This window comes from Bradyrhizobium sp. (assembly GCF_049519115.1).
Lineage (GTDB): Bacteria > Pseudomonadota > Alphaproteobacteria > Rhizobiales > Xanthobacteraceae > Bradyrhizobium.
This window is the reverse complement of the sequence record NZ_JBEKRB010000008.1, coordinates 19894-32931: the sequence shown is the minus strand read 5'-3', so window position 1 is coordinate 32931 and position 13038 is coordinate 19894. Positions and strand designations below refer to the sequence as shown.

13 protein-coding genes are annotated in these 13038 nt (G+C 61.3%); 8 read left to right on the top strand and 5 right to left on the bottom strand.

Features of this window, described 5'->3' with window-relative positions; genetic code table 11:
• Positions 1-19: 19 nt before the first annotated feature.
• Positions 20-829 carry an N-formylglutamate amidohydrolase gene (locus ABSE61_RS08440; RefSeq protein ID WP_423870873.1) on the top strand — a complete coding sequence of 270 codons (810 nt, stop codon included), beginning with the start codon at positions 20-22 and terminating at the stop codon, positions 827-829.
• Positions 830-989: 160 nt separating this feature from the next.
• Here the strand turns inward: ABSE61_RS08440 and ABSE61_RS08435 are convergent, their stop codons facing one another.
• Together ABSE61_RS08435 and ABSE61_RS08430 are read right to left on the bottom strand one after the other, a co-directional pair.
• Positions 990-1604, bottom strand: coding sequence for a LysE family translocator (locus ABSE61_RS08435; protein WP_423870630.1), 615 nt, complete (start codon positions 1602-1604; stop codon positions 990-992).
• Between the two features lie 63 nt (positions 1605-1667).
• Positions 1668-3134: an LVIVD repeat-containing protein gene (locus ABSE61_RS08430; protein ID WP_423870629.1), complete on the bottom strand. Its 1467-nt coding sequence runs from the start codon at positions 3132-3134 to the stop codon at positions 1668-1670.
• 123 nt (positions 3135-3257) lie between these two features.
• Here ABSE61_RS08430 and ABSE61_RS08425 point away from each other — a divergent pair, with 123 nt between their 5' ends.
• The 4 genes from ABSE61_RS08425 to ABSE61_RS08410 all read left to right on the top strand — a co-directional run bounded on the left by ABSE61_RS08425 (position 3258) and on the right by ABSE61_RS08410 (position 7130).
• On the top strand, positions 3258-3572 hold the full coding sequence (locus ABSE61_RS08425) for an ArsR/SmtB family transcription factor (protein ID WP_423870628.1): 315 nt from the start codon (positions 3258-3260) through the stop codon (positions 3570-3572).
• The gene (locus ABSE61_RS08420) at positions 3565-4026 is read left to right on the top strand and encodes an SRPBCC family protein (protein ID WP_423870627.1); all 462 of its coding nucleotides are present in this window, start codon (positions 3565-3567) and stop codon (positions 4024-4026) included. Before ABSE61_RS08425 ends, ABSE61_RS08420 begins: the two co-directional genes overlap by 8 nt.
• Positions 4027-4246: 220 nt before the next feature.
• Entirely contained in the window at positions 4247-6316 is a 2070-nt protein-coding gene (locus tag ABSE61_RS08415) for a carbohydrate porin (RefSeq protein WP_423870626.1), read from the top strand.
• A gap of 25 nt (positions 6317-6341) precedes the next feature.
• A complete protein-coding gene (locus ABSE61_RS08410) occupies positions 6342-7130 on the top strand; it encodes a molybdate ABC transporter substrate-binding protein (RefSeq protein WP_423870625.1) in 789 nt (262 codons plus the stop codon).
• A gap of 18 nt (positions 7131-7148) precedes the next feature.
• Here the strand turns inward: ABSE61_RS08410 and ABSE61_RS08405 are convergent, their stop codons facing one another.
• A complete protein-coding gene (locus tag ABSE61_RS08405; protein WP_423870624.1) occupies positions 7149-8759 on the bottom strand; it encodes an acyl-CoA synthetase in 1611 nt (536 codons plus the stop codon).
• Between the two features lie 188 nt (positions 8760-8947).
• Complete coding sequence (locus tag ABSE61_RS08400) at positions 8948-9403, bottom strand: GatB/YqeY domain-containing protein (RefSeq protein ID WP_423870623.1); 456 nt, start codon at positions 9401-9403, stop codon at positions 8948-8950.
• Between the two features lie 162 nt (positions 9404-9565).
• On the opposite strand from ABSE61_RS08400, the gene carA reads away from it, so the two are divergent.
• Entirely contained in the window at positions 9566-10756 is a 1191-nt protein-coding gene (carA, locus tag ABSE61_RS08395) for a glutamine-hydrolyzing carbamoyl-phosphate synthase small subunit (protein WP_423870622.1), read from the top strand.
• Positions 10757-10970: 214 nt separating this feature from the next.
• Positions 10971-11480 (top strand): PaaI family thioesterase, encoded by a 510-nt coding sequence (locus tag ABSE61_RS08390; RefSeq protein ID WP_423870621.1) that lies wholly within the window; start codon positions 10971-10973, stop codon positions 11478-11480.
• Positions 11481-11665: 185 nt separating this feature from the next.
• Here the strand turns inward: ABSE61_RS08390 and ABSE61_RS08385 are convergent, their stop codons facing one another.
• Positions 11666-12187 (bottom strand): Dps family protein, encoded by a 522-nt coding sequence (locus ABSE61_RS08385; protein WP_423870620.1) that lies wholly within the window; start codon positions 12185-12187, stop codon positions 11666-11668.
• 139 nt (positions 12188-12326) lie between these two features.
• Here ABSE61_RS08385 and ABSE61_RS08380 point away from each other — a divergent pair, with 139 nt between their 5' ends.
• Positions 12327-13028, top strand: coding sequence for a class I SAM-dependent methyltransferase (locus tag ABSE61_RS08380; protein WP_423870619.1), 702 nt, complete (start codon positions 12327-12329; stop codon positions 13026-13028).
• The last annotated feature ends 10 nt before the right edge of the window (positions 13029-13038 follow it).

The following is a 13038-nucleotide window of genomic DNA, read 5'->3' as shown; positions in this document are numbered from 1 at the left end:
GGCAATTTGGGCAAGAATGATGGTCTTGGTGAACGCCGGCGATACATCGTTACTCCTTGACAGCGAGGATGCCGCGCCGGTCGTGGAGCACAACCCGTCGGGCCGCTCACCGTTCCTTCTGACCTCGGATCATTTCGGCCGCGCCATCCCCGAGAAGCTCGGCAACCTCGGCCTGCCTTCGAGCGAACTGACGCGGCACATCGCCTGGGACATCGGCATTGCCGGCGTGGCTCGTGCACTGTCGGCGCATCTCGACGCGCATCTGATCGCGCAGGCCTATTCGCGGCTCGTCATCGACTGCAACCGACCTTTTACCTCGCCAAGCTCGATCCCGCTGATGAGCGAGGCCACCACCATCCCCGGCAATGAGGGGCTCGCCCGCGAGGCCGTGGCGGCGCGTCGGCGCGAAGTGTTCGAGCCCTACCATCGCCACATCACTGACGTGATCGATGGGCGTTTGCGTGAGGGCATGCCGACGGTGCTGGTGTCGTTGCACAGTTTCACGCCGGTCTATGCCGGCATCAACCGGCCCTGGCACGTCGGCACGCTCTATCAGAGCGATGCTCGCCTGCCGCCGCTGCTGCTCAAAAGTCTGCGCGCGCAGGCCGACCTCGTGGTCGGCGACAACGAGCCTTATGCCGTGAGTAACGAGACCGATTATACGATACCCGTCCATGGCGAAGCACGCGGGCTGATGAATACCGGCATCGAAATCCGCCAGGATCTGATCTCGGATCAGGCGGGCGAGACGGAATGGGCGGAGCGGCTGGCGAATATTTTTGGCGAGATCGAAGCAGAATTGCGCATGCAGGCGCTGCTGCCGGCTTGATGCGATGGCGCTGTCGGCGAATCGACGTTCCCCGGACGCAGCGCGGCGCGCCCTTCCTGGCGTGATGCGCTGCTGATCCGGGGTCTATTTCCCGGGCTGGGTCCCGGCTCTGCGGTGCACCGCCAAGCAGCGCTGCACCGCGTCCGGGACACGATAAGGCTTATCGCGCGCGCGTCAGCGCGAGCCAGACGCCGCCGCCGATCATGACCCCGCCGGAGACGCGTGACAGCAACCGCGTCCTCCGCGCCGAGAAGAACGACCGCACGCGCCCAGCCAGCAGCGCGTAAGCGCCATCCGTCAAAGCCGCCACGATCATGAAGGTGACGCCGAGCAGTGCCACCTGCGGCAGGTGATCCTGGTTCATGTCCACGAACTGCGGAATGAAGGCGCCGAAGAACACCAATAGCTTGGGGTTCGACAGCGCGACCAGAAAGCCCTGCAGGAAAAATCCCCCGCGTGGCGGTGGCGGCGCGTCAGCCTCCACGCCCTCGACGGGCCGGCGGATCAGCTTGATGCCGAGCCAGACCAGGTAGGCGGCGCCGGCAAAGCGGACCCAGTCGAACCAGTAGCCCATGGTCGCCATCAGCGTGGCCAGCCCGACCGCGACGATGCCGATCACGATTGTCATCGCCGCCTGCACGCCCGCAATATTGGTCAGCGCCGCGCGGGTGCCGTGGCGCAGTCCGTTGGCGATCACGAGCGTCACGATCGGTCCTGGCAAAAGCGCGAGGCCGACGCAGGCGGCGACATAAGCGAGGTAAACCTGAAGGGACATGGCAAGTCTCGTAATTGTAACCGGCGTCATAGCCGGGTTTATCCCGGCCGTGACGGACGGTGGTTACGGCAGGTCCACAATCTTCCGCGCGTCTCCGGTCAATTCCAGGATGTGCATGCCGGTGTTGGCGCGATCGACGATGTAGATAAAGCCGCGATCGTCGGTCTCGAGGTTGTTGGTCTGGATCGCGACCTTGCAACGGTCCTTGCCGTCGATCTTCACACAACGCTTGTCTGTATTGGCCGTGATCGGCGGAATGAAATAGCCAACTTCGGTCGGGTGATAGGGATCGCGAATATCAAGCGCACGAACGCCGGCATTGAAGTAGGAAATGAACGCCATCTTCTTGTAGTAGACCGGCGCCATGCTTTCGTTGGACGAGTGCGCGCCGAAGCGTCCGCCGCGCTGGCAGAAATCGCCGCTCGATTCCTTGGCCGTGTAGCTCGAAATCACCATCGGCGTGGTTTCGATCGTGACGTCGACGAACCACACCATCTGCCGCGGCTCGGCGCATTCGTTGACGATCTCCTCGTCCACGATCATGACGATGTCGCGCGTCGGGTTCTTGTCATGGGCGAATTCGGCAATCGGCATTTTCAGCATCGGGAACGTCGTATGCGCGCCGTTGAAGGCCGACATCGACATTCGCGATATTTCCGGATAGCGCAGGTTTTCCGGCGTCGGCTCCTTCGGACCGTTCAGCAGCTTGTCGCGGTCGACGATCTGCATGAAGCCGCCCTTGTCGGTGCCATAGCCGAAATAGACCCGGTTGCCTTCTGGCCCCGCGGAAATCGGCCCGTGCACTTCGGTCGGCACCTCGCCGGTTGCGCCGGGCTCCTGACCTGGAAGCCCGAAATCCCTGATCTTCACGGGATGGGCGGGATCGGAGAGATCATAGATCATGGTCATGCGGCGCGTACGCCAGTCGGGCTTACCTGACACGAGGTAAGCGACGCCCGTATTGCATTCCCAAAAATTCTTGTGCGTGTCCTTCAACCCCTCGCCGATGCGGGTGACAAGAACGGGATGCGAAGGATCAGCCGTGTTCCAGATCTCGTGGCCCTCGCTGCCGACCGCGCGCAGCATGTACACTGCGTTCGGATCGCCCTTGGGCAATTGCTTGCCGTCGCACACGCGCACCATCTGCGCGCCGCCGCCTTCGTACTTTCCTTCCTGACCCGGAATGTGGACCAGATATTTCGGATGCGCGGGATCGGTGACGTCGACGATGGAAGTCCCGTTCGGTTCAGTCTTGCCGGTCAAGGGATTGACAGGATCGGGGATTTCATCGGTCCCGCCGTGATGGCCGACATAGGCGATGTAACGGTCTCCCTGATGGTGGATGGTCGGCTGATAGGCGCTGCGCGCCTGCAAATCGTTGTAGCCGACCAACTTCATGTTGGAGGCTTCGGGAGGCGCGCCGATCTTTTGTTCGGTAATCTTTTGTTTGGGCTCGCTCTGCGCATGCGCGGTGCCGCAGAGAACGAACAGGGAAGTGAAGCAGATTGCCGATTTGACGTAACGGTTCATGTTTTTTCCACCCAGGTTTTCAAAACCAATCTGTGCTGGCTGGGCGATCACTAGCACAGGCAAACGCGACCGCCAAAACACCCCCTTGACAGGCAACCATTTGGTTGCATATCTTCTTCACCCATGGACGACGTGTTCAAGGCCCTGGCCGACGCATCGCGACGGTCGCTGCTCGACCGGCTTCACGCTCGAGCCGGACAGACACTGAACGAACTGTGCGAGGGCCTCGCGATGACGCGGCAGGCCGTGACCAAGCACCTGGTCATCCTCGAGGAGGCCAATCTTATCACGACGCACAAGCAAGGCCGCGAGAAGCTGCACTACCTCAACCCGGTGCCGATCCATCAGATCGGCGAACGGTGGATTAAGAAATTCGAGCGCGGCAAGCTCACCGCGCTCAGCGAGTTGAAACGACAACTGGAGAAGCGCGATGAGTAAGCCTGAGTTCGTCTACGTCACCTATATCGAAACCACGCCGGAAAAACTCTGGCATGCGCTGACCGACGGCGATTTCACTCAACGCTACTGGTTCGGCGCGCGGCTCCGATCGGACTGGAAGGTCGGCTCGTCCTTTGAGATGGTGCGCAGCAATGGCACCGTCTCCGATGCCGGCAAGGTCGTGGAATATGATCCGCCGCGCCGGCTTGCCTACACGTTTGTGAATCTGTCGGACAAATACAAGAACGACTTTCTGGCGCTGGCGACCTTCACGCTCGAGCCCTATGGCAAGCTGGTCAAGCTGACGCTGACGCATGAAGGCTTTGCGGAGGGCTGCAAGTTCTACTCCGGCATCTCGAAGGGATGGCCTGCGATCCTGTCCAGCCTCAAGAGCATCCTCGAAACCGGCACGCCGCTCGAGATCCCATATGAGGCCCTTAAGATGGAAGCTTGAAATCGCTTCCTCCCCAACCCAACGGCAGAAACAGACCCGCCACAAATGGCCGCCGATCTATTTCGGTCACGAGGCCTATTCGATCATGTTGCGGCAATATGACAGGGCTGTCTGCTTGGCCTTCTGACGGCCGCGCCCTGCATTGACATCTGCTCCGCCACGATGACAAGAAATGAACTTGTCACGGGGATGGTGGGCTGTCTTGATTCGACGGGCTGAAATGATCAGCCTCCTCTGCGGAGGCGCGTCTGTTGCATTGTCGCTTGCCCTGTTGGCGACAGATGCCGGCGCGGCCGATCTTCCCGTCAAAGCCCCGCCGGCGGCCACCGACTATGACTGGACCGGCTTTTATGTCGGTGGCCATATTGGCCTTGCGACGGGAAGCGAGGGCTGGTCGATGGCGTCGACCGGAGGCGGTACACCGGTGTCGGGTTCCTTTGGGCTTTATCATTCGCCCAATGCCTTCAAGGAAAGCGGCAGCTGGTTTGAAGGCGTGCAAGGCGGCTATAACTGGATGCTCCGGAATCGCGTGGTGCTGGGCGTCGAAGGCGACGGATCGTTTCCTACTTTTCCCGACCCCATCACCGGTATGACGATCGGCGGCATTTCGAATTTGACGTCGCCAACCTTCGGGACTGGGAGCTTCAGCGAGAACGTGCTGGCGTCGGGCACGTTTCGCGGCCGCATCGGCTATGCGCCCGGCCACTGGCTGTTCTATGCTACGGGCGGCCTCGCCTGGACCTACAATCAACAAACGCTGATGCAAAACGCGACCGGCAATACCGAAGACCGCTTGCTCTACCGCTTCGGCTGGGCCGCCGGCGTCGGCGTCGAGACCGCGCTCGCGCCGCATTGGACCATCCGCGGCGAATACCTCTGGACCGATTTTCCGTCCGTGAACGAAAGCTTTCCGGTGTTTGGCCAGCGGGTCAGCTCCGGTTTCTCGCTCAATCAATTCCGGATGGCGCTCAACTACCGCTTTGACGATCCGTCGACACCAGTTGCTTTCGCACCGTCACACTTCATGCAAAACGCCGATATTTTTTCGGTGCATGGGCAGGCAACCTACGTCCAGCAAGGCCACCCTGCGTTTCCTTCACCCTATGAAGGGGCTAACAGCCTCTCCGGCGGCGGGGCATCGAAAGAGACGTTTGACACCACACTCTCCGTCGGAGTCAAACTCTGGAAAGGTGCGGAGTTCTGGGCCAATCCGGAAATCGATCAGGGCTTCGGTTTTAACGATTCCCATGGCGTGGCCGGCTTTACCAGCGCCGAAGCCTACAAACTTGGTTCGTCCACACCCTATGCGCGCCTGCAACGCGCCTTCCTGCGCCAGACCATCAATCTCGGCGGCGATACCGAGAAGGTCGACGACGATTTCACTCAGTTCAAGGGCACGCGCTCGACCGACCGGCTGGTGCTGACGGTCGGCCTTTTCGGCGTCAATGATATCTTCGACACCAACCGCTATGCCAACAATGCGAAATCCGATTTCTTGAACTGGTCGCTGGTCAACGCCGGCACATTCGACTACGCCGCCGATGGCTGGGGCTACAATTACGGCGCGGCCGCCGAATGGTACACCGGTTCATGGGCGTTTCGCGGGGGCGTATTCGACCTCTCTGTGACACCCACGGGCGGCAATAGCCCCATCGGCGTTGCACTCGACCCTACCTTCCAGCAGTTCTCGCTGCTTGGTGAAATCGAGCGCCGCTACGACCTCTGGGGCCAGCCGGGCAAGATCAAGATCACCGGCTTTCTGAACCGCGGCAATGCCGGAAATTTCAACGATGCGGTTGCGCTCGCACAAGTCACGGGACTACCTGCCGACATCAATGCGGTGCGCGCCTATACCAGCCGCCCTGGCGTCAGCCTCAACGTCGAACAGCAGATCACCGCGACACTTGGCGTATTCTTGCGCGCAGGATGGGCTGACGGCGACATCGAGCCCTGGGACTTTACCGACATCGACCGCACCGTGTCGGGCGGCGTCTCGATATCAGGCAAGTCGTGGGGGCGCCCCGATGACACCGTCGGCATCGCCGGCGTCGTCAACGGAATCTCGAACGCTCATGTTGCCTTCCTCAACGCCGGCGGGCTCGGCATCCTTGTCGGCGACGGGCAACTGACGAACTACGGGCTGGAGAAGATTTTAGAGGCATATTACAGCTATGCGCTGAATGCCTCGGTGAAGCTGAGCTTCGATTATCAATTCATTGCCAATCCCGGCTACAACGCCGACCGTGGCCCGGTGAACGTCTTCACCGCCCGCGCGCACTGGCAGTTCTAGCGTCACCCTTGTTGTAGAGGCCAAAATGCTGAAACGCGCACTGGCCATTCTGGCCGTCACTCTGGCAACATCCTTTGCGACATCCGAAGGAAACGCCATGGAAAAACTGACCGTCATGATCTCCGGCGGCTTTTCGCTCGCCTACAAGCAGATTCTGCCGGAGTTCGAGCGCAGCATGGGCATGACGGTGACGACGTTGTCCGGTGCCTCTCAGGGAACGGGACCGAAAACCATCAAGTCGCAGCTTGAGCAGGGCGTCGGCGTCGATGTCGTCATTCTTTCGAAAGAAGGTCTTGGTGAGTTGATCGCAGCGGGCCGGATCGCCAAAGGCTCGGAAATGAAACTGGCCAGCGTGCCGCTGGGCGCGGCCGTGCGGCAGGGAAGCGCCAAGCCGGACGTCGGCAGCGTCGATGCGCTCAAGCGAGCGCTGCTCAGCGCGCATCTGGTGGCGCTGCCGGCAAGCACCAGCGGCATTTTTCTGAAGGACGAGATATTCCCTCGGCTTGGGATCGCCGACAAAGTGGCCTCAAAACTGTTTGCCCGCGGCATCGAATCGACAGGCGCGGTGGCCGCCGGCGAAGCGGATCTGGCGATTGGTCCGGTCAGCGAACTCGTCAATCAGCCGGGCATCGAGATCGTCGGCCCGCTGCCTGACGACGTGCAACTCGTTCAGGTGTTCACGGCCGCGATCGTCGGCACGTCCAGGAGTTCCGAACAAGCGAAACAATTCATCGATTACCTCTCCTCGGATCAAAGCACAACGGCGATCAAGAACTCCGGCATGACACCAGTCGGCAAGGCCCGCAAACAATAGGCGTCCCGATTATCTCGATTATCCCAACGCCCGCAATTCACGCCGCAGCACCTTGCCCGTGGCCGTCATCGGCAGCACGTCCGTGAACTGGACAAAGCGCGGATATTCATGCGCGGCGAGTTTGACCTTCACGAAATCCTGGATCTCGCGCGCGAGTTGATCACTCGGCGCAAAGCCCGGCCGTAGCACGATCCACGCCTTGATCGATTCGGTGCGAACGGGATCGGGAACGCCGACCACGGCTGACATCGCGACCGCCGGATGTTTGAGCAGGCAATCCTCGATCTCGGAAGGGCCGACGCGGTAACCGGCCGTGGTGATGACATCGTCCTCGCGGCTCAAGTACCAGAAGTAGCCGTCCTCATCCTGCCGTCCGAGATCGCCGGTCAAGAGAAACTCCCCGGCGAATTTCTTTTTCGTCGCGTCCGGATTTTTCCAGTATTCGATCATGGTGACGGGATTGGGCTGGCGAACGCCGATGATGCCGCGTTCTCCCCTCGGCAATTCATTTCCCTCGTCATCGATGATGTGCACGTCGAAACCCGGCGTCGCCTTGCCCATCGAACCCGGGCGGATCGGAAACAGTTTTGCGTTATTCCCAATGGAGAGGTTGCATTCGGTCTGGCCGTAGCCTTCGTGGACCTCGATGCCAAAGGTCGCGCGCACCCAATCCAGCAGCTCCGCGCCCAGCGCTTCGCCGCCCGAGAAGATGCTGCGCAGCTTCACGTTCGGATTCTTGACTTCCGCCTGGCGCATGAGTTTCAGCGCGGTCGGCGGCAGAAACACGTTGCGGATCTTATGATCGGCCATCAGCTGCATCGCGGCATGCGGATCGAACTTCCGCGCGCGATGCCCGACCACCGGCACGCCGTGATAGAGCGCCGGAAACAGCACATCGAACAGGGCGCCAATCCAGGCCCAGTCGGCCGGAGTCCACATCACGTCATCAGCTTTGGGAAAGAAGTCGTGGATCATCTCGACATTGGGCAGATGGCCGAGCAGCACGCGATGGCCATGCAGCGCGCCCTTTGGATTGCCGGTCGTGCCCGAGGTATAGATGATCATCGCGGGATCGTCGGCCGCGGTGTCGACGGTGACGAACTCGGAGGACGCCGCCTGCAACGCCGGCCAGAATGATTTTGTGCCTGCCGGCGTGTCGTCGCCGACGAGGTAGATATTTTTCAGATCGGGAAGTTTATCGCGGATTCGCTTCAGCTTCTCCCAGCCGATCGCGTCGGTGACGATGGTTTTTGCGCCGGAATTGGCGAGACGAAATTCCAGCGCATCCTCGCCGAACAGCGCAAACAGCGGGATCGAGATCATGCCGGCGCGAAATGCCGCAAGATGCGCGAGCGGCAATTCCAATGATTGCGACAGGAACAACGCGACGCGGTCGCCGCGCGTCAGCCCGTCGGCGACCAGCACATTGGCGAAGCGGCGCGACATGTCGGCCAGTTCATCGAAGGACGTGTGGCGCGAGGAGCCGTCCTCATCGACATAGATCAGCGCGAGGCGCCCGCTGCCGTCGGCGTGGCGGTCGCAGCACGCGGTCGCCATGTTGAATCGCGCCGGAATTTCCCAACGAAACTCGCGGCAGAGTTTGTCGTAGTCGGCGGTTTCGGTGAGCATGAGAAGAAGCTTTCGGGTCCTTCACGAGCATCGGAACGTCCCTGCGAAAGCAGGGACCCATAACCACAGGGAGCTGTCGTCGCGCAGAGCGTCAACCAGCTCGCTCACTTTACTATCGCCGCGGCGTATGGGTCCCCGCGCCAGTGCGCAATTGCGCACAAGGCGGGGACGACATGCACCTGCAAAAATCAACCCGTCAGCGCCGCCTTCACCAGGCCACTGGCTTTGCCGAAATCCATCTGCCCGGCAAATTTGCCTTTGAGGACGCCAACAACCTTGCCCATGTCCTTCATGCCGGCCGCGCCGGTCTCCTTGATGGCGGCCGCAATCGCCGCCTTCATGTCGTCATCCGACATTTGTTTGGGGAGATACGCCGTGATCACCGCGATCTCCTCGCGCTCCTGCGCGGCGAGTTCGGCACGGCCGCCCTTTTCATAGAGCTCGACCGATTCCTGGCGCTGCTTGATCATCTTCTGAAAAACGCCGAGCAGGTCGGCATCCGACAGCGGCGGCTTGCCCTCGCCGCGTGCCGCGATATCGGCGTTCTTGATGGTCGAATTGACCATCCGCAGCGTGGAGAGCTTGCGCTCTTCCTTGGCCTTCATCGCTTCCTTGACCGCGTTGTTGATGTCGTCGCGCAGCATGGGAATCATCCTCGTTTCAGCTTTCCGCGCTGATCTAGGATGTTCGCGCCGGGGAAACAACCGCAGTTGCCCGCAATTGGCCTCGGAAAACGTCAAAAACCCATGTGAATCAGCCTCAAGCGACTTTGACGAGAGCCGCCCGCGCGACTATGTAAAGGCCTCATGACGACATCAGAAAACGCTCCAGCCTGGCCGGACCACAAGCCGACCGCACTTCTCGTGCTGGCCGATGGAACGGTGCTGGAAGGCTTTGGCCTCGGCGCTGAAGGCCACGCCGTCGGCGAGGTCTGTTTCAACACCGCGATGACCGGCTATGAGGAAATCCTCACCGACCCTTCCTATGCCGGGCAGCTCATCACCTTCACCTTCCCGCATATCGGCAATGTCGGCACCAACGACGAGGATATCGAGACGGTGAACATGGCGGCAACGCCGGGTGCCCGCGGGGTGATCCTGCGCACCGCGATCACAGAACCCTCGAATTACCGCGCCACCCGCGATCTCGACCAGTGGCTGAAGGCGCGCGGCATCATCGGCCTTTCCGGCATCGACACCCGCGCGCTGACCGCGCTGATCCGCAGCAAGGGCATGCCCAACGCCGTCATTGCCCATGCCAAAAACGGCGAGTTCGACCTTCACGGCTTGAAGGAAGAAGCGCGGGAATGGCCGGGCCTCGAGGGCATGGACCTCGTGCCGATGGTGACGTCGGCCCAGCGCTTCACGTGGGATGAAACGCCGTGGGTGTGGGAAAAAGGATTCGGCCGGCTCGCCGAGCCTGAGTTCAACGTCGTCGCCGTCGATTACGGCATCAAGCGCAACATCCTGCGCCTGCTCGCGGGCGTCGGGGCCAAGGTCACCGTGGTGCCGGCGACGACCTCGGCCGAAGACATTCTAGCGCTGCAGCCGGATGGCGTGTTCCTGTCGAACGGCCCGGGCGATCCGGCCGAGACCGGCAAATATGCGGTGCCGGTGATTCAGAAGGTGATCGATTCCGGCACGCCCACATTCGGCATCTGCCTCGGCCACCAGATGCTGGGGCTGGCCGTCGGCGCCAAGACCAGGAAAATGCATCAAGGCCATCACGGCGCCAACCATCCGGTCCGGGACGAGACCACCGGCAAGGTGGAAATCACCTCGATGAACCACGGCTTCGCGGTCGATCAGGCAACGCTGCCGAAGGGCGCGACGCAAACCCATGTCTCGCTGTTCGACGGCTCCAATTGCGGGATCGCGCTCGACGGAAAACCGGTATTTTCCGTGCAGTATCATCCGGAAGCTTCGCCGGGTCCGCGCGACTCGCACTACCTGTTCCAGCGTTTTGCCGATCTGATGCGGGCGAAGAAGCGGGCGTAAGGGCCGTTCCCCGGCTGCGCCGCGGCTTCGCCGGCGTAATGCGCTGCTGAGCCGGGGCCAACTAAAATCGATTTGATTGGTCCCGGCTCTGCGGCGCACCGTCGAAGAGGCGCTGCACCGCGTCCGGGACACGATCTCGATCTTGTGTTGCCGGTAGCTTCAATATTTTGTATGATGACCATCATTATAAAATAGATCGCAGGAATCGCTTTCCATGACCGACAACCCGATCCGCAAGATCGACTATGGCGTGACGCCGACCGAGGTAATGGCCTCGATGGCCGGGATCGATTTCCTTCGCGCCATGTTCGCAGGAAAACTGCCGGCGCCGCCGATCATGCAGAACATCGAGCCGTTTGATCATTCGGTCGAACCGGGCGTCGTGTCGTTTTCCAGCATCCCCGGATTTCGTCACTACAATCCGATCGGCTCGGTGCATGGCGGTTACGCCGCGACGCTCTTGGATTCGGCGATGGGTCTGTGCGTGCACTCGATGCTGCCGGCAGGCTCCGGCTACACCACCCTCGAATTCAAGATCAGCTTCATCCGCGCCATGACCCAGGATACCGGTGCGGTGCGTTCCGAAGGCCGCGTGCTCAATGTCGGCCGCCGCGCCGCGACCGCGGAAGCCCGCATCACCGATTCGAAGGGACGCCTGCTGGCGCACGCCACGACGACGTGTCTGGTGTTCGAGATTCCAGGTTCCGGCGCCAAGGGAATGTGACCCTATTAGACCCTCTCCCTTTGTGGGAGAGGGTGGCGAGAATGAGCCACCGGGTCGCGCGAATGCGCGCCCGATGGCAGGCTCCGCGAAATTCAAGCCGGGTGAGGGGTTCTCATCGTCGCAGACCCCCCCTCACCCGCCTCGCTTCGCTCGGCCCCCTCTCCAACAAGGGGAGAGGGGAAGAATTACTCCGAGTTGCTGCCTTCCTGGCGGGAGGCTTCGAACAAGAACCAGGTGCGCCGCTCGGTCTCGTCGATGAAGGTTTCGAGCAGGCCGGCGGTGCCGGAATCCTCGTGATCGTCGCACAGCTTGTGCGCCTTGCGCATCGCAGCGGCGACGTGCTTGTTGTCTTCCATCAATTCGCGCAGCATCTCGCGCGGCGGCACAAACGCTTCGTTGTTGTCCTTGATGGTCTGCAGTTTCGAGACCTGCCCGATCGAACGCACCGTGGTGCCGCCGAGTTTTCGCACACGCTCCGCCAACTGGTCGGTGGTGGCGAAAATCGCATCCGACTGCTCGTCGAGCATCAGATGGTAGTCACGAAAGTGACGCCCGCTGACATGCCAATGGAAATTCTTGGTCTTCAGGTAAAGCGCAAAGGCGTCGGCGAGCAGCACGTTGAGGGCGGCCGAGATTTTGTCGGCGGCGGCCTGCGGCAGGTCGGTGGGGGTATCGAGATCGGGGGAGGTTTTGCTGGCTTTGCTCACGATGGACCTTCCTGTTACGAACCGGGAATTCTAACACCCGGACAAGGCGGCGATGGACATCAGTCACCGGACCATTTAACGCCTCTCAGGCGAGGCGGTTCCCCAGGGGGAACCCCGGCATTTTCGGATATTAGAAGTCATGGACGACTGGATCGATTATTACGATTCCACACATACGATTTATGTCAGCAAGTTGCACCGCGACCTGCATTTTCAGCTGATCGCGCGGGACATTATCGGCTATATCGGCTCGCCCGACTCGGTGGTGCTGGACTATGCCTGCGGGGAAGCGCTGTCGGCGGCCAAGGTCGCCGAAGCCTGCAGCCAGCTTTATCTGGCCGAGCCGGCGCCCGGGGTGCGCGGCCGGCTGATCGCCCGTTTTGCGCCCAACACGAAGATCCGGGTGCGCTCGCTGGAAGACGTGCGGAAGATGGCCGAGCATTCCATCGATCTCGTGGTGATGAATTCGGTCACCCAGTACATGACACCGGAAGAACTGGACGGCGCCTTTGCGACGACCCGGCGGCTGTTGAAACCAGGCGGACGGCTGGTGCTGGGCGACGTGCTTCGGCCGGAGGTCGGCATGATCAGGGACGTGGTCGCGCTGTTGCGCTTTGCCGCGCATCACGGTTTTCTGCGCGACGCCCTGATTGGGCTGATCTCGACCGCGTTGTCGGATTACCGGCAATTGCGCAGCCGCGTCGGCCTGCAGCGCTACAGCGAGGCCGACATGACCGCCAAACTCGCGGCATGCGGATTTACCGCCGCGCGCGTCGCCGTCAATATCGGCCATAATCCGTGGCGAATGACCTTCATCGCGCGGCAGTCGCTGGCGTCGTGAAGGGATCGTA